Consider the following 15,996-nt stretch of genomic DNA (forward strand, 5'->3'; position numbering starts at 1 on the left):
AGGCGGCGATGCCGTCGGCATCCGCATCTCCGCCGTGCATCCCGGCACGCCCCGGGCCGACGCCCGGCTCGAGTTCGCCGAACACGGCGATCTGCTGGGCGACGAGTGGGAAGTGCAATGCGAGGGTTTCGTGCTTTACGTGGACGCGCCCAGTGCGAAATTCCTCGATGAGCCAATCGACATCCACGCCCAACCGACCGGCAACCAGCTCACGATCAAGGCGCCGCGCATCAAGGGCGAAGCTCCCAAGGGCGATGCCAGCCTGATCGAGCGTGTGCAGTGGCTGCTCGATTCCGAAATCGATCCGCAACTGGCTTCGCACAAGGGCCAGGTGGCCCTGGACTCGATCGACGCCGACGGCGTCGTCTATCTGCGCTTCGGCGGCGGTTGCCACGGTTGCGGCATGGCGGACGTGACGCTGAAACAGGGCATCGAGAAAACACTGAAGGGCCGGATTCCGGAGATAAGCGCTGTGCGCGACGCTACCGACCATTCGACCGGGGCGGCGCCGTATATTCCGCGCTGAGCGGCCTACGGCATTCGATACAGGCGATTCGATGAACCAGAACGATTCGCCCAGCCGATGGAAGTTGCGGCCGGCCTGGTGGACATGGCTGATCGGTGGAGTGGTCTACGGGATCGCCCTGCGCGTTCTGTTCGGTGCGATGCCCGAGGGCGCCAAGGGCGTGATGTCGGCAGCCTTCCTGATCGGCACGCCCTTTGTCCTGGGTTCCATCACCGTGTTCGCTTGCCGGCACATCACGCAATCGTGGCTGTTCTACATATTCGGCCCCTGGATCGCGGTGGTCCTGATGCTTGCCGGCTGCGCTGTCGCACTGCTCGAAGGCTCCATTTGCCTGGTGATGATGGCGCCGTTGTTTCTTTTCGTCGCCAGCCTCGGCGGCGTGCTTACCGGCGCCGCGATGCATTTCGTCAGGAGACGGCGCAGCACTTTGATGTCGATCGTGGTGTTGCCTTTCCTGATCATGATGGGCGAGGAGCGCGTTCCGATGCCGGAGCACAATTCGGTCTTGGTTTCGTCCGTCGTCATCGATGCCGAGCCGCGTACCGTGTGGGAGCAGATCGTCTCCGCTCGCGCGATAAGGCGAGACGAATTGCCCTTGAGCCTGACGCATCTGATGGGCGTGCCTCGACCTGTCGAAGGCATCAATATACGCACGCCCGAAGGCATCGTGCGCTTCTCGCGCTGGGAACGAGGCGTCAATTTCGCGGCGAATGTCACCGAGAGCGTTCCATATCGCCGGATAAGATGGCATTACCGCTTCGACGCGAATTCCTTCCCCGAGGGATCGATGGACGAGCACGTCGAGATCGGCGGGCGCTTCTTCGATCTGCAAGATACCGAGTTCAACCTACTGCCGCTGTCGGGCGGCAGGACCCGGCTGGAGATAGTCGCCCACTATCGCGTGACCAGTAGCATCAACTTCTATGCGGTTCCGGCCGCGCGCTTCATCGGGCGTGATTTCGTCGACACCATTCTCGGGCTGTACAAGCTCAGGAGCGAGCGCGCCGAACAGCAGGCGCAGTCGCTGCGCGTAACGCAATCCGAACAATCGGACGAAGAATCCTTCGCGGCTCGGTGAACTTTCGCGATACTCGCTGCACTAAGCCGCAATCTCTCGCGATGGCCCATCGATGCTGGCGGAACCGGACTGGCAACTCGAGTTTCGCAACGGCGACCAGTGGCAGCCGCTCTCGCTGGATACGGAACCGCGCGAAGACTTGCCGAGGCGCTGGCGCGCGCCCCTGCTCGGCACACTGATCGGCCTGCACGTCCTGGCTTTCGCCTATCTTCCGCTCGGCGAGTCCTTGCGCGAGGAACGAAGGGAGGACGAGGCGATCCAGATCGACTTTATCGATCTGCCGCCGCCAACTAACCACGAAGACATCCTGATCCGCCCGGAGCCCGAGCAACCGCAGGAAGATCGGCCCTCCTCACCGGAGCCTGCGGTCGCTTCGACCCCGTCGGCCCGTGCGCCCTCGACGGCGATGACACCGCGAAACAAGCCCGAGCCGATGAAGCCCGGAGCGATTAGCCTTTATACGGAAGACGGCCGCGTTCGACTGCCCGACGGCCTGATGGAGGACCTGGACAAGCGTTTCGGCGACCAGCGGCAGTTCTCGTACCAGACGCCCGGTCTCGACAAGGCCGACAAACTGCTGGAACGCCGCAACTACTTGGCCTACGAGCCGACGCGTTTCGACAAGGACTGGAAGCCGAACCAGGATCTGTTGACCGAGTTGCTGACCCGGGCGATGGAAGCGACCACCAAGGAAGTGCGCATGCCGATGCCGGGCAACCCGCGCGCGACGCTGGTATGCAAGATTTCGATCCTGGCGTTGGGCGGCGGCTGCGGCATTGAGGTTGCCGGTGCGAACTACCTGCCGCCGGGCGATGACCCGAATACGCTCAGCCCGGAAGAAGACAAGCAGTGCCAGGCATGGTGGGACAAGATCGTGAGTACGCAGACGCAGGACGTGTGGCGGCAGACGCGGCAGCTCTATGACCGCGAATGCCGCAAGCCCCTAGAGATGCCCAAGGTGATGTCACGAGCCGAAGCGGAGGCCGACTGATCCGTCGGCGCGGACGCCGAACTTCGCGAAAAACAAACGGGCCCCGAGGGGCCCGTCGTGCGACGCCTGCTGACCGGGTGGTCAGTGGCTCAGATCGTGGATCTCGGACTTCTGCGCCGCGTAGTAGGCCGCGAGATCGGCGATTTCCTTGTCCGTCAGTGGCTGTGCCTGCGCGCCCATGATGGCGTTCTTGCGCTTGCCGGAGCGGTAATCGCGCATCGCCTTATCGAGATAGTCGGCGTACTGCCCGGCCAGGCGAGGATAGGTATTGTCCAGCGTCTTGTTGCCGTCGGCGCCGTGGCAGGCCGCACAGACCTTTTCGGCCTTGTCCTTGCCGGCGGCGGCATTGCCTTTCGGGCCGGCGACTGCGGTCGCAGCGAAAGCCAGGGCGAGCAGGGCGGCGGCGGTACGGATCGTCGTCATGTTCGTGATTCCCTTCACTTCTTGGGCTTGGCGCTGGCGAGGTAGGCGGCGAGGTCAGCGATGTCCTGATCCGAGAAACTCTCGGCCTGTGCCTTCATCGTCGGGTGGTTGCGTTCGCCCTTCTTGTAGCCGGTCAGGGCCGCGACCAGGTACTGCTCGTTCTGGCCGCCGATCTTCGGCACGCGATAGCTCGGGTAGGCGTTCTTGTACTCGACGATGCCGTGGCAGCCGGTGCAGGTATAGGCCAGCTTCTTGCCGCGGGCGATGTCGCCCTTGGCGAAAGCGGGCGCCGCCAGGGCGGCGGAGAACAGTACGGCGGTCAGAAGCACTTGTTTCATCGATATTTTCCGACAGTGACGTTCGACGAATGATCCAGCCCGAAAGTATAGCCGCACTGCGTTCATGCAGACAGGGGGAGCGAAGCGATGCAACGAAGCGACCGCTCCAGGCGTCATACCGACTTTCGGCACATTCGTTCCGAAAGGCCTTTGGTTACTGTTCTATTCAAGTATAACACCCGCCCTTCACGAGTCCCTTTCATGAGCCCGAAACCTGCGAATCCTTCCTCCTCCCTGTTGCGGGCGAGCATCGCGGCCCTGCTGCTGGGGAGCCTCGCGCTTGCCGGCTGCAAGGTGTCCACCGGCGGTGGAGATGCCAAGGCCGATGGCAAGGGCCAGGAACAGGCCAAGCTCGGTCCCGATGGCAAGCCCTTGCCGAAAATCGAGGCCGTGCCGGTGGAAGTGGCGAAAGCGACGCGTAAGCCAATCGCGGCCAGCTATTCCGGCACGGCGAACCTGGAGGCACCGGGCGAAGCGCAGGTGGTCGCCAAGACTTCGGGCGTGATGACCCAGCTACTCGCGGAAGAGGGTGACATGGTGCGAGCCGGCCAGGTGCTGGCGCGTATCGATCCCGACAAGGTCAGCCTGGAAGTGCAGCGCCAACAGGCTACCGTCAACAAACTCGCCAACAACTATCGTCGTTCGCAGGAGCTGCTGGCGCAGAAGCTCGTCAGCACCGAGGCCAGCGACCAGATCCGCTACGACCTCGAGTCCGCGCGCGCCAGCCTGGCGCTGGCCAAGCTCGATCTTTCCTACACCAGCATCACGGCTCCGATCAGCGGCGTGATCGCACAGCGCATGGTCAAGCCGGGCAACCTCATCGCGCTCAATGCACCGGTGTTCCGCATCGTCGACAACTCGCACCTGGAAGGCGTGCTGAACGTGCCCGAGCGGGAGATGGGCCGTCTGAAGGCCGGCCTGCCGGTCCGCATGCTCGTCGATGCCATCAGCGGTACGACTTTCGAAGGCCGCATCGACCGTGTTTCGCCGGTCGTCGATTCCGGCAGCGGCACCTTCCGCGTCGTCTGCGCCTTCGACAATTCGCCGGGCTTGCGCCCGGGCATGTTCGGCCGCATCGAGGTGGTTTACGACCAGCGCCAGGATGCGCTGACAGTGCCGCGCATCGCCCTGCTCGAAGACGAAGGCGAACCCGCCGTTTACGTCGTCCGCGGCAGCAAGGCGCAGCGCGTGCCCGTGCAGCTCGGCTACACCAACGGCGAACTGGCCGAAATTCGATCTGGCCTGAAGGACGGCGACCAGGTCGTCACCGCAGGCAAGGTCGCCATCCGCGACGGCAGCGAGGTGCAGATCATCGTTCCGGCCGCCGCGCCGGCCACGGGCGTTGCGCAGACCGCTGCCCGATGAGCCTCGTCGAACTTTCCACACGTCGTCGCGTCACCGTGTTCATGGTGACGCTCACGTTCGTGATTTTCGGCGTCATCGCGCTGTTGGGCCTGAAGGTCAACCTGCTGCCGGACTTGAGCTATCCGACGCTGACCGTGCGCACCGAATACACGGGTGCCGCGCCGGCGGAGATCGAGACGCTGATCAGCGAACCGGTCGAGGAAGCGGTCGGCGTCGTGAAGAACCTGCGCAAGCTCAAGTCGGTCTCGCGCACCGGTCAGAGCGATGTGGTTCTCGAGTTCGCCTGGGGCACCGACATGGACCAGGCCAGCCTCGAAGTGCGCGACAAACTCGACGTGTTGCGCTTGCCGCTGGAAGCGAAAGCGCCGGTGTTGCTGCGCTTCAACCCGTCCACCGAGCCGGTGATGCGCCTCGTCCTCACGACCCCGGAGAAGGGCAACGGCAGCGAGCAGGCTGAGCTGATGCGATTGCGCCGCTATGCCGACGACGAGCTGAAGAAGAAGCTGGAGCCGGTCGAAGGCGTTGCCGCGATCAAGGTCGCCGGCGGCCTCGAAGACGAGGTGCAGGTGCTGATCGACGCCGAGCGCCTGGCCCAGCTCAACCTGCCGGCGAGCACGGTGATCGATCGCCTGAAGCAGGAGAACGTCAACGTCTCCGGCGGTCGCATCGAAGAAGGCAGCGAACGCTATCTGGTGCGTACCGTCAACCAGTTCAGCAACCTGCAGCAGATGCGCGAGTTGCTGATCACCAATCTCAATGGCGTGCCCATCCGGCTCAAGGACGTCGCCAGTGTCGAGCAGGGCTTCAAGGAACGCGAAGCCGTCATCCGGTTCAAGGGTCGCGAAGCGGTCGAACTCGCCGTCTACAAGGAGGGCGACGCCAATACCGTCGCGGTCGCCGAGGCCGTGCAGGCAGCCTTGCGCAACATGGAGCGCACGGGGCGCACCGGGCCGCCGGGCCCGGGCGAGGTGGGCAGGCCGGGCGCCTACACGATCGACGGCATCCCGGTGCAGACGATCGAGGACCAATCGAAGTTCATCAAGAATGCTTTGAGCGAAGTCAAGAAAGAAGCGTTGTTGGGCGGCGTGCTGTCGATCCTGATCATCTTCTTCTTCCTGCGCGACGGCTGGAGCACGTTCGTCATCGGCCTGTCGTTGCCGGTCTCGATCATCGCCACCTTCTTCTTCATGGATCAGCTGGGCCTGAGCCTCAACGTGATGTCGCTGGCGGGCCTCGCCCTGGCGACGGGCATGGTGGTGGACGATTCCATCGTCGTTCTCGAGAGCATCGCGAAAGCGCGTGAGCGCGGGCTGGGCATGCTGCAGGCCGCCATCGCCGGTACGCGCGAAGTCAGCATGGCGGTCGTCGCCTCGACGCTGACTACGGTTGCCGTGTTCTTCCCTCTGGTATTCGTCGAAGGCGTGGCCGGTCAGCTGTTCAAGGACCAGGCGCTGACGGTGTCGATCGCGCTGATGATCTCGCTGATCGTCTCGCTGACCCTGATCCCGATGCTGTCTTCCATCCGTGCCCGCGCACCGCTTTCGTTCGAGGGCGAAGCGGCGCATCCGGACTGGCAGCCGACCAGCAAGGCAGGGCGTTTCGCCGCCGTCACGCGACGTGGTGCCACGCGTGGCATCGGTGCCGTCGTTTTCGGCATCGGCGTGGCCGTCGTGACGGCTGCGCGTGCCTTCGGCCTGACCGTCGGGAAGTCCCTGGCCCTCGTGGGCGAGAAGATCCTCATTCCCTACGAATGGGCCGCCAGTGCCTATCACCGCACGCTACCCAAAGCCCTGGACCGCCCTGGAATCATCCTCGGCAGTGCGGCGGTCGCTTTCGCGATCGCGATGGCCATCGGCATGACGTTGGGTACCGACCTGATCCCGCAGTTGGCGCAGGATCGTTTCGAAATGACCGCGCGCCTGCCGCCCGGTACACAATTGCGCGAAACCGACGCGCTGGTGCGCGCAGTGCAGCAGGCGCACGACGGCGACAAGGACATCGACGCGTTGTACGGCGTCAGCGGTACCGGCACGCGCCTGGACGCCAACCCCACCGAGTCGGGCGAAAACGTCGCCAAGCTCTCGGTCGTGCTGGGCGATCACTACAGCCGCGAAACCGAAGCCGCCGTCACCGAGCGCATGCGCAAGACGATGGCCCGTTATCCGGATATCGCAGTGAAATTCGGCCGGCCGGAGCTCTTCAGTTTCTCCACGCCGCTGGAAATCGAACTGCGCGGTCAGGACCTCGAGTCGCTGCAGCGTGCCGGCCGCCGTCTCGCCGAACTGATGCAGGGCTCGGCGCACTTCGCCGACGTCAAATCGACGGTTCAACAGGGCTACCCGGAAGTCCAGATCGTCTTCGACCAGCAGCGCGCCGCCGCACTGGGCTTGACCACCCGGCAGATCGCCGACCAGGTCGTGCGCCAGGTTCGCGGTGAAGTGGCGACGCGTTACAGCTTCCGCGATCGCAAGATCGACGTGCTCGTGCGCGGCCAGGAAAAGGATCGTGCTTCGGTCGACGATATTCGGCGCATCATCGTCAATCCGCAGAGCGACCGGCCCGTGACCCTCGACGCCGTGGCCGACGTCGTGGAGACGGTCGGACCCAGCGAAATCCACCGCTCCGATCAGACGCGCGTCGCCATCGTTTCCTCCAACCTGCGCGGCATCGACCTCGGCACGGCGGTGGAAGAGGTGCGCGAACTCGTGCGCAAGAACCCGCTGGGCGCCGACATCCGGCTCGGCTTCGGCGGCCAGAGCGAAGAGCTCGACAGCTCGATCCGATCCTTGTTGTTCGCCTTCGGCCTCGCCCTGTTCCTGGTCTACCTGGTCATGGCTTCGCAGTTCGAATCGCTGCTGCACCCGTTCGTGATCATGTTCAGCGTGCCCCTGGCCATCGTCGGCGCGGTCGCGGCGCTCTGGCTCTCCGGCTCGCCGATCTCGGTGGTGGTGTTCATCGGCCTGATCCTCTTGGTCGGCATCGTGGTGAAGAACGCCATCGTTCTGATCGACAAGGTCAACCAGCTGCGCGAGGAAGGCGTCGGCAAACGCGAGGCGATCTGCCGCGGCGCCGAATCGCGCCTGCGCCCGATCGTCATGACCACGCTTTGCACCCTGTTCGGCTTCGCGCCACTGGCTTTCCTCGGCGGCGATGGCGCCGAAGTGCGCGCGCCGATGGCGATCACCGTCATCGGCGGCCTGGCGGTTTCCACGCTGCTGACCCTGGTCGTGATCCCGATCGTCTACGACCTGCTGGATCGCAAGTCGGACGAGCACTACCTGCGTCGCGGCGAGTTGGCGCGTGCCGCGCTCGCGGCGTCCGAGGGTGCCCACCCGTGACGCTGGCCGAGATCAGCCTGCGACGGCCGGTGACGGCCGTGATGTTCTTCGTCTCGATGGTCGTCATCGGGTTGATCGCGGCGGTGCGCCTGCCGCTGGAACAGTTTCCGGAGTTCAACGTACCGTTCCTGATGGTGAACGTGCCCTACGCCAGCTCCACGCCGCAGGAAGTGGAGCGCAGCATCACCCGGCCGGTCGAAGAAGCCCTGGCGACCCTACCGGGAATCAAGTCGATGAACTCGCAGAGTCGCCCGGAGGGCGCCAACGTCTTCATCGAGTTCTCGGATTGGGGCCGCGACGTGGCGGTGGCGGCCAGCGAGGCGCGCGACCGCATCGACGCCATCCGTTCCGATTTGCCGGACGATCTGCAGCGTTACTTCGTTTTCAAGTTTTCGCCGACCGATCAGCCGATGATACGCGTGCGCTTCGCGTCGAACCGCGACTTGCGCAACGAGTACGAGCTGATCGAGCGCGAAGTTCAGCGCCGCATCGAACGCGTGCCGGGCGTCGCGAAGGTGGACATTACCGGCGCGTCGCCGAACGAGGTCGAGGTTTCTATCGACCCGGAACGCCTGGGCGCCCATAACGTCAGCCTCAACGAGCTCGCCGCCAAGCTCGCCTCGGTCAACTTCTCCGTTTCCGCCGGCGAAATCAACGAAGGCAAGCGCCGCCTGCGCGTTCAGCCCGTCGGAGAGATCCGCCACCTGTCCGAACTTCGCGATCTGGTGCTGAACGAGAACGGCTTGAAGCTTTCCGACATCGCCGACGTCCGCCTGAAACCCCAGCGGCAGGATTTCGGCCGCCGACTCGACGGGCGCCCGGCGGTTGGGTTGGACATCTTCCGCGAGCAATCGGCCAACTTGGTGAACGTCTCGCGCGAAGTGATGCAGGAGCTGGAGGCGATCAAATCGTCGCCGGAGCTCGCCGGTATCCAGGTGCTGGTCTTCGACAACCAGGCCGAGAGCGTCACCGATTCGATCAAGGAGCTGGTCGAGGCCGGACTGATCGGTTCCTTGCTCTCGCTGATAGTCCTCTACTATTTCCTGCGCCATTGGCCCAGCACGCTGATGGTCACGCTGGCGATCCCGATCTGCATCGTGATGACGCTCGGCGCGATGCATTTCCTCGGCATCACCCTGAACATCCTGTCGATGATGGGCCTGCTGCTCGCCATCGGCATGCTGGTGGACAACGCGGTGGTGGTGGTGGAGAGCATCTACCAGTACCGTGAGAAGTATCCGGACGATCCGCGTCGTTGCGCGATCGAGGGCACTCGCGGGGTGCAACTGGCGATCAGCGGCGGCACCCTGAGCAGCATCATCGTCTTCCTGCCCAATCTTTTCGGCGCCGACAACCGCATCAGCATCTTCCTCGGCGAAGTGGCGATCACGATCACGATCGCCCTGCTGTGCTCGTGGCTGGTGGCGGTTAGCCTGATCCCGATGATCAGCGCCTACTTGAAGACGCCGCCGGCGGTAACCGCCGAACACGGTTTCATCCCGGCCCTGAGCCGCTGGTACGCCCGTGCGCTGCGCTGGACGCTGATACACCGCGGCAAGGGGCTCTTGCTGATCGTGGCGATCATCCTGCTCAGCCTGGTGCCGCTCAAGTTCACCAAGTTCGACATGTTCGGCCAGGACGCCGGCACGGAAATGGGCCTGTACGTGAACTGGAAGGGTTCCTACAGCCTGGAACAGATGTCGGACGAAATCGCCAAGGTGGAGGCGCACTTCGAGAAGAATCGCGCGCGCTATCACCTCAAGCAGATCTACGTGTTCTACGCCGAGCAGGGATGGGGCGGGTTCCGCCTGACGTTGAACGACGACGTCAAGAATCCGGGCGAAATCCGCGAGCTGATGCGCAAGGAAATGCCGAAGCTGGCGCGTGCCGAGATCGGCTTCCAGAACGACGGCGGTGGCGGCGGTGGTGGCGGCGACAGCGACATCTCCTTCTTCGTCAACGGCGATTCCAGCGAGGCGCTGGTGGAGATCGGCGAGGGCATGGTGCCGGTGCTATCGCGATTGCCCGAGTTGCGCGACGTGCGCGTCGATTCCGGCGACGAGAACTCCGAGATCCAGGTCACGGTGAACCGCGAGCGCGCGGCGACCTATGGCTTCAGCGCGCAGGAAGTGGCGCAGTACATCGGCATCGCCCTGCGCGGCGCGCCCCTGCGCGAGTTCCGGCGCGACGACACCGAAGTGCCGGTGACCTTGCGCTTCGCCGGTGCCGAGAAGTTCCACATCGAGAACCTGTCGAACCTGAACCTGCATCGGCGCGACGGCAGCACGGTACCCCTGCTGTCGATGGTGGATGTGAGGATCCGCAAGGGCGCGTCGCAGATTTCCCGCCAGGACCGCCGCACCTCGCAGAAGATCACCGCCAGCATCGCCGAAGGAAAGACCAAGGACGATGCGCGCAAGGCCGTCGAGGGTTATCTCGCCGGCGTGCGCCTGCCGCCCGGCTACAGCTGGAGCTGGGGTCAGACGTTCCAGGAGGACGACCAGGCTGGTGCGCAGATGGGCATCAACATGATGCTGGCCATCTTCATGATCCTGGTGGTGATGGCCGCGCTATTCGAATCCCTGCTGTTCCCGTTGGCGATCCTGAGCAGCATCATCTTCTCGTTCCTCGGCGTGTTCTGGGTGTTCGCATTGACCGGTACGTCGTTCTCGATCATGGCGATGATCGGCATGCTCGTGTTGATGGGCGTCGTGGTGAACAACGGCATCGTGATGGTCGAACACATCAACGCATTGCGCCGCAGCGGCATGAACCGGACCGATGCCCTGGTAGCCGGCAGCCGTGAACGCTTGCGCCCGATCCTGATGACGATGGCGACCGCCATCCTCGGCATGCTGCCGTTGTGCTTCGCGGGCGCGGCGATCGGTGGCGACGGCCCGCCGTACTACCCGATGGCGCGGGCAGTGGCCGGCGGTCTGGCCTTCTCGACGGTGGTCAGCCTGCTGTTCCTGCCGACCATCTACGCAATGCTGGACGACCTGCGCGCCAACACCTTGCGCGTGCTCCGGCGCGCGCGCGATGCGGCGCCGCTGCGGCGTCGCCCGGCGACCGAAGCGTGATTCGGGATCGCCGCATCGACCGATGCGGCGATTTTCAGCTGAGGCTATGGATGCCGTAGCTCAGCGCGATCCAGGTCCCGGCCATCGTTCCCAGGTTGGTCGTCGTGAAGTTCACGAAAACGCGGGCGAAGCGATTGCGCCACCAGCCTGAGGCGGTGCCGGTATCGCTACGCAGGTTCAGCATGTCCTGATAGGTCGGCTTGCGCAGCCAGGCTTCGATGAAGGCGCTGACCATGCCCGAGCTCAAGGCAGGGATCAGCGGCGTGATGGGCGATGCGAGCGCGGACGCGACGATGCTCAGCGGATGTCCGCCGGCGGCGATGCAGCCCAGGGCGCCGCCGAGTGCGGTGATCCAGACCCAGTTCCAGACCAGCTTGCCGCTCAGAGCGGCGCCGCCTTCGTAGTAGCCCCAGGCGAACAGGCCGAGCAGCAGGCTGGCCACGATGATGGTGAACCAGGGGATCTTGCCCGGCTGCGGCAATACGTCGAGCTCTTCGCGCAGCTTGAGCGGATCGTGCGCGCCCTCGCGCAGCGCTTCGCACAGGCCCTTCAGATGGCCCGCACCGACCACCGCCAGTACTTCGCCGGGGCGCGGCATGGCGGTTTCCTCGCGCAAGCGGGCGGCCATGTAGCGGTCGCGCTCGCCGATGACCTTCTCGAACAGGATCGGCGTGTCGCGGGCGAACTCGCCGAAGGTGGATTCGAGCATGTCGCCTTGCTTGAGTTTCTCGATCTCGTTCTCTTCGACTTCTTCGTCGACGAACAGGCTGCCCATCAGGCCGGCCATGAGCTTGCTGCGACCCCAGAAGCCGAGGCCATACCAGGCACGCTTGAGCGTGGTGCCGACGTCGCGATCGATCAGGTACAGGGGCAGACCGCGTTCGCGCGCGCCCACCGCAGCGGCTTTCAGTTCCGCGCCAGGCTCGACATCGAGTTGCTCCGCCAGTCGGCGTTGATAGGCGGCGAGGGCGAGGTTGGCGGCGACGAGGCCGATCTTGCCTTGGCGGATGATCTGGAACAGGTCGAGCTTCGCCAAGGCGTCGGGGTCGGTGAGGGCACGATGCCGTTGCGCGTCCAGTTCGACGGCGACCGCGTCGAACCGGCCACTGGCGAGTGCGGCTTCTACGGCTTCGACCGAAGCCTTCGACACATGCGCGGTGCCGAGCAAGGTGTAGCGCACGCCCTCGCGTTCGACGATGGCGTGCGGTTGGTCATGGAGGAAATCGGGCGTCGCGCCTTCGTCGTTCGTGTTCAATCGCGATATCGCTTCAACAGATCGTGGTAGGCATCGATGCGTCGGTCGCGCAGGAATGGCCAGATTCGCCGCACGTGTTCGCTGCGGGCGAGGTCGACTTCATGCATCAGGATCTCGGGCTCATCGGTATTGGCCTGGGCCAGCATCTCGCCCTGCGGGCCGAGCACATGGCTGGTGCCCCAGAAGCGGATGCCCGACGTGCCGAGGGGCGAGGGTTCGTGGCCGACGCGATTGCAACTGAGCACGGGCAGGCCATTGGCGACCGCATGTCCGCGATGGCTGAGCACCCAGGCATCGCGCTGGCGCGCCATTTCGTCCTGCCGATCGTCCGGATCCCATCCGATGGCGGTCGGATACAGCAACAACTCGGCGCCGGCCAGCGCCATCAGGCGCGCACCTTCCGGATACCACTGGTCCCAGCACACGAGCACGCCAAGGCGGCCGACACTGGTGTCTATCGGCGTGAAGCCGAGATCGCCCGGCGTGAAATAGAACTTCTCGTAGAAGCCCGGGTCGTCCGGGATGTGCATCTTGCGGTACTTGCCGGCGAGCGAGCCGTCTTTTTCGATCACTACCGCGGTGTTGTGGTACAAGCCCGCGGCGCGTCGCTCGAATACCGAACCGACGATGACGACGCCATGGCTGCGCGCGAGAGCGCCGAGTCTCTCCGTACTCGGCCCGGGAATGGACTCGGCCTGGTCGAACTCGGCCACATTCTCGTGCTGGCAGAAGTAGGCGCCGTTATGCAGTTCCTGCAGCAGGACAAGGCGGGCACCGCGCCTCGCCGCCTCGGCCACGCGCTGCTCGATGACGGAAAGATTGGCGTCGGCGCTGCCATGGTCCGCTTCCTGGATCAGCGCGACCGGCAGGGTCTTGTTGTTCATGCGACGAGGCCCTCGGGAAGTTGCATGGTGATGCAGTGCAGGCTGCCGTTCTGCCAGATCAGCGAACGGCAGGGAATGGCGACGATCTCGCGATCAGGGAATGCGAGGCGAAGGACCTCGACGGCGGCGGCATCCGCGGCATCGCCATAGGCCGGCATCAGGACGGCGCCATTGACGATCAGGAAATTGGCGTAGGACGCAGCCAGGCGGCGACCTTCGTCGAGAATGGGCTTGGCCCAGGGCAGTTCGAACAGGCGGTACGGCTTTCCTTCCCGCGTGCCAAAGGCCGCCAATTCGGAGGCCATTGCCTGCAGTTCGGTGTAATGGCTGTCCAGGGGGTCCTGGCAGCCCTGGTAGACGATGGCATCGGGGCCGGCGAAACGCGCCAGCGTATCGATGTGGGCATCGGTGTCGTCGCCCTCGAGATAGCCATGATCGAGCCACAGCGTGCGATCCTGGCGCAGCCAGTCCTGCAGTTTCGCCGTGATCTCTTCGCGGCTGGAATCGGGATGGCGCTCGTGCAGGCAATGCCAGGTCGACAGCAGTCCGCCCTGGCCATCCGTCTCGATGGCGCCGCCTTCGAGCGCGAAGTGAATGCGCTCGCGTTCGGCGCGCTGGAACAGGCCGCGGGCGTGCAGTTCGGAAACAATGCGGTCGTCCAGTCCGGCTTCGAACTTTCCGCCCCAAGCGGTGAAATGGAAGTCGAGCAGGTGGAAACCGTCGCTCGAGCGCAGGGTGATCGGCCCGGAATCGCGCAGCCAGGTGTCGTTATACGGAAGCGTCTCGAAGCGGACCTTCGAAAGATCGACACCGGCGCCGGCCAGCATGTCTTCTGCATGCGAGCGCAGTGCGGCGTCCTGCACGCAGACGACGGTACGCTGGAAACGCGTGATCGCCGCGACCAGGGCGACGTAGGTCGTCTCGACGTCAGGCAGTCGTTCGGCCCAATCGGTGCCGGCGTGCGGCCAAGCGATCAGGACGGCGGACTGGGGTTCCCATTCCGCCGGGAAGCGCAGGGAATCGACCATCGACTACTGGCGGGCGGGGGCCGGCCCCACTTCGGTCGGGCTGGCCTTGATGATGACCGCGTCGACAACGTGGTTGTACTCGAAGTAGACGTTGAAGTTCGGGTACATCCAGCGGGTGATCGGTGGTGTTGTTCTTGCGCGGTCCGGGGCCGCCGACCGGATCGAACTTGCGCAGGGGCGGGCCGAAGCGCGCTTCGACCTGGGCCATGGTGGCACCGCGATTGGGCAGCGCCGCGCGTTCGCTCTGGGCGCGGTCGACGAGCAGGGTATCGGCCTGGATGGCGAGGCTGCCCAGCAGGCCGACCGAGATCGCCAGGAGTAGGGTCATACGCTTCATGGGTGTGCTCCGCTTGGCGGGATGTCCGCGCGAGGATTCTGGCAAATCGCGGTCGCCTTGACCAATCGCGGTCGAGGCTGGCCGGCGTGCGGTTCAGCGGCAGTTTCGCCGGCAACAAAAAAGACGCCGGCTTGCGCCGGCGTCCTGAACCTCGTTCTGCGGCGGTCGCGCTTAGCGCTGACGAGCCTTGAAACGCGGGTTGGACTTGCAGATCACGAAGACCTTGCCGCGACGGCGGACGACCTTGCAGTCGCGATGGCGGGTCTTCGCCGACTTGAGGGACGACAGGACTTTCATGGTGGATTCCTAAGAACGGTTCAACAAAGAAGCGAAAGTATAGCCCGGCTAAAGAGCGCTTGCAATACAAGTACTTGGGGGCCGGAAACAGCGGCTTAGCGCAGGTAGGCCTGGGTCAGGGAGTTCAGGTGCACCCGTTCCTCGTCCCGCAGGAAGGGGGAGACCAGCATCATCACCTGCACGATCCCCAGCCGGATTGCTTCCTGCTCGTCCTTGTCGCCCCGGACCGAGGCGTAATTGAGCCAGAACGTGGCCAGGACGAGGATATTGGTGGCCGTCGCCTCGATCTCCGTGGCGGAGGCCCGCATGACGCCGGCCTGGACCAGCCCGCGCATGACGGTGGTCGCATTGCCCGCCGCTCGCTTGAGGATGCGGGAGAAGCGCAGGCGCAGGTGCCTGTTGCGGCTGAGGATGTCCACCAGGTCGCGGTACAGGAACCGGTATTCCCAGATGCACTCGAACACCAGGTGCAGCTGCAGCGAGATGTCCTCGAGATTGGGGAGGCGTCCCTCGGGCGCGAGCAGAGCCGAGTCCATGCGCTCCTCGTAGCGCTGGAACAGCTGCTCGATGATGTCGTCCTTGTTGCGGAAGTGGTAGTACAGATTGCCGGGGCTGATCTCCAGCTCGTCGGCAATGTGGTTGGTGGTGACGTTCGGTTCGCCCTGCGCGTTGAACATGGCCAGGGACGTATCGAGGATCCGCTGGCGGGTCTGACGCGCCATGGCTCAGGACACCAGCTTCTTCACCAGGTCGACGTACTTCTTCATGGCGGTTTCCGAATCGGTGCCGGCCAGCTGCTCCCAAGCCTCGTACTTGGCCGTGCCGACGAAGTCGAAAAAGCCGGGCTTCGGGCCTTTCACGTCGCCTTCGGATCCCTGCTTGTACAGGCCATAGAGCCTGAGCATGGTGTCGTTGTCCGGTCGCTCGGGCAGGTTCATGACGTCTTTGGCGGCTTTCTCGAACTGCTTCTTCAGATCGGACACGGCGGCGGGCTCGAAGGAGGGGGCAATGCGCATGTAATCATGCGCCCCCAGACTGGTCAACGAAGCCGGCGAC

At 64.5% G+C, this 15,996-nt stretch carries 14 protein-coding genes and 1 pseudogene; 6 read left to right on the top strand and 9 right to left on the bottom strand.

What is annotated here, in order from left to right; genetic code table 11:
• The 3 genes from QM707_RS04365 to QM707_RS04375 all read left to right on the top strand — a co-directional run.
• Nucleotides 1-526: NifU family protein (locus tag QM707_RS04365; RefSeq protein ID WP_415000651.1), on the top strand; the 526-nt coding region annotated here is incomplete at its 5' end.
• Between the two features lie 31 nt (nt 527-557).
• Nucleotides 558-1,604, top strand: a complete 1,047-nt coding sequence (locus QM707_RS04370) for a hypothetical protein (protein ID WP_415000652.1) — start codon at nt 558-560, stop codon at nt 1,602-1,604.
• Nucleotides 1,605-1,656: 52 nt separating this feature from the next.
• Nucleotides 1,657-2,595 (top strand): hypothetical protein, encoded by a 939-nt coding sequence (locus tag QM707_RS04375; RefSeq protein WP_415000653.1) that lies wholly within the window; start codon nt 1,657-1,659, stop codon nt 2,593-2,595.
• A gap of 81 nt (nt 2,596-2,676) precedes the next feature.
• Here the strand turns inward: QM707_RS04375 and QM707_RS04380 are convergent, their stop codons facing one another.
• Together QM707_RS04380 and QM707_RS04385 are read right to left on the bottom strand one after the other, a co-directional pair.
• A complete protein-coding gene (locus QM707_RS04380; RefSeq protein WP_415000654.1) occupies nt 2,677-3,018 on the bottom strand; it encodes a c-type cytochrome in 342 nt (113 codons plus the stop codon).
• 14 nt (nt 3,019-3,032) lie between these two features.
• Entirely contained in the window at nt 3,033-3,314 is a 282-nt protein-coding gene (locus QM707_RS04385) for a c-type cytochrome (protein WP_415001805.1), read from the bottom strand.
• A 243-nt stretch (nt 3,315-3,557) separates the two neighbouring features.
• Between QM707_RS04385 and QM707_RS04390 the strand changes: the two genes are divergently transcribed.
• Genes QM707_RS04390 through QM707_RS04400 form a run of 3 tightly spaced genes read left to right on the top strand, consistent with a single transcriptional unit; the run spans nt 3,558 to nt 11,139 of the window.
• Nucleotides 3,558-4,721 (top strand): efflux RND transporter periplasmic adaptor subunit, encoded by a 1,164-nt coding sequence (locus QM707_RS04390; protein ID WP_415000655.1) that lies wholly within the window; start codon nt 3,558-3,560, stop codon nt 4,719-4,721.
• Complete coding sequence (locus QM707_RS04395) at nt 4,718-8,059, top strand: efflux RND transporter permease subunit (protein WP_415000656.1); 3,342 nt, start codon at nt 4,718-4,720, stop codon at nt 8,057-8,059. The genes QM707_RS04390 and QM707_RS04395 overlap by 4 nt, the downstream gene beginning before the upstream one ends.
• Nucleotides 8,056-11,139, top strand: coding sequence for an efflux RND transporter permease subunit (locus tag QM707_RS04400; protein ID WP_415000657.1), 3,084 nt, complete (start codon nt 8,056-8,058; stop codon nt 11,137-11,139). The genes QM707_RS04395 and QM707_RS04400 overlap by 4 nt, the downstream gene beginning before the upstream one ends.
• 34 nt (nt 11,140-11,173) lie before the next feature.
• Here the strand turns inward: QM707_RS04400 and QM707_RS04405 are convergent, their stop codons facing one another.
• The 7 genes and pseudogenes from QM707_RS04405 to QM707_RS04435 all read right to left on the bottom strand — a co-directional run bounded on the left by QM707_RS04405 (nt 11,174) and on the right by QM707_RS04435 (nt 15,923).
• Complete coding sequence (locus QM707_RS04405) at nt 11,174-12,394, bottom strand: TraB/GumN family protein (protein WP_415000658.1); 1,221 nt, start codon at nt 12,392-12,394, stop codon at nt 11,174-11,176.
• The gene (locus QM707_RS04410; protein ID WP_415000659.1) at nt 12,391-13,278 is read right to left on the bottom strand and encodes a carbon-nitrogen hydrolase; all 888 of its coding nucleotides are present in this window, start codon (nt 13,276-13,278) and stop codon (nt 12,391-12,393) included. The genes QM707_RS04405 and QM707_RS04410 overlap by 4 nt, the downstream gene beginning before the upstream one ends.
• Nucleotides 13,275-14,306 carry an agmatine deiminase family protein gene (locus QM707_RS04415; RefSeq protein ID WP_415000660.1) on the bottom strand — a complete coding sequence of 344 codons (1,032 nt, stop codon included), beginning with the start codon at nt 14,304-14,306 and terminating at the stop codon, nt 13,275-13,277. The genes QM707_RS04410 and QM707_RS04415 overlap by 4 nt, the downstream gene beginning before the upstream one ends.
• A 3-nt stretch (nt 14,307-14,309) precedes the next feature.
• Nucleotides 14,310-14,643: pseudogene (locus QM707_RS04420) on the bottom strand (hypothetical protein).
• Nucleotides 14,644-14,814: 171 nt separating this feature from the next.
• The gene (gene ykgO / locus QM707_RS04425) at nt 14,815-14,940 is read right to left on the bottom strand and encodes a type B 50S ribosomal protein L36 (protein WP_005913193.1); all 126 of its coding nucleotides are present in this window, start codon (nt 14,938-14,940) and stop codon (nt 14,815-14,817) included.
• Nucleotides 14,941-15,035: 95 nt separating this feature from the next.
• The gene (locus tag QM707_RS04430) at nt 15,036-15,662 is read right to left on the bottom strand and encodes a TetR/AcrR family transcriptional regulator (protein ID WP_415000661.1); all 627 of its coding nucleotides are present in this window, start codon (nt 15,660-15,662) and stop codon (nt 15,036-15,038) included.
• Between the two features lie 3 nt (nt 15,663-15,665).
• Nucleotides 15,666-15,923, bottom strand: a complete 258-nt coding sequence (locus QM707_RS04435; protein ID WP_415001806.1) for an acyl-CoA-binding protein — start codon at nt 15,921-15,923, stop codon at nt 15,666-15,668.
• Nucleotides 15,924-15,996: the final 73 nt, after the last annotated feature.

The sequence above is a fragment of the Arenimonas sp. genome (assembly GCF_047602345.1).
GTDB lineage: Bacteria > Pseudomonadota > Gammaproteobacteria > Xanthomonadales > Xanthomonadaceae > Arenimonas.

Bases quoted from the DNA above. Each gene is read 5' to 3' on its own strand.
- QM707_RS04430 (WP_415000661.1), bottom strand. From the start codon at position 15,662: ATGGCGCGTCAGACCCGCCAGCGGATCCTCGATACGTCCCTGGCCATG.
- QM707_RS04410 (WP_415000659.1), bottom strand. From the start codon at position 13,278: ATGAACAACAAGACCCTGCCGGTCGCGCTGATCCAGGAAGCGGACCAT.
- QM707_RS04370 (WP_415000652.1), top strand. From the start codon at position 558: ATGAACCAGAACGATTCGCCCAGCCGATGGAAGTTGCGGCCGGCCTGG.
- QM707_RS04380 (WP_415000654.1), bottom strand. From the start codon at position 3,018: ATGACGACGATCCGTACCGCCGCCGCCCTGCTCGCCCTGGCTTTCGCT.
- QM707_RS04395 (WP_415000656.1), top strand. From the start codon at position 4,718: ATGAGCCTCGTCGAACTTTCCACACGTCGTCGCGTCACCGTGTTCATG.
- QM707_RS04390 (WP_415000655.1), top strand. From the start codon at position 3,558: ATGAGCCCGAAACCTGCGAATCCTTCCTCCTCCCTGTTGCGGGCGAGC.
- QM707_RS04415 (WP_415000660.1), bottom strand. From the start codon at position 14,306: ATGGTCGATTCCCTGCGCTTCCCGGCGGAATGGGAACCCCAGTCCGCC.
- ykgO (WP_005913193.1), bottom strand. From the start codon at position 14,940: ATGAAAGTCCTGTCGTCCCTCAAGTCGGCGAAGACCCGCCATCGCGAC.
- QM707_RS04375 (WP_415000653.1), top strand. From the start codon at position 1,657: ATGCTGGCGGAACCGGACTGGCAACTCGAGTTTCGCAACGGCGACCAG.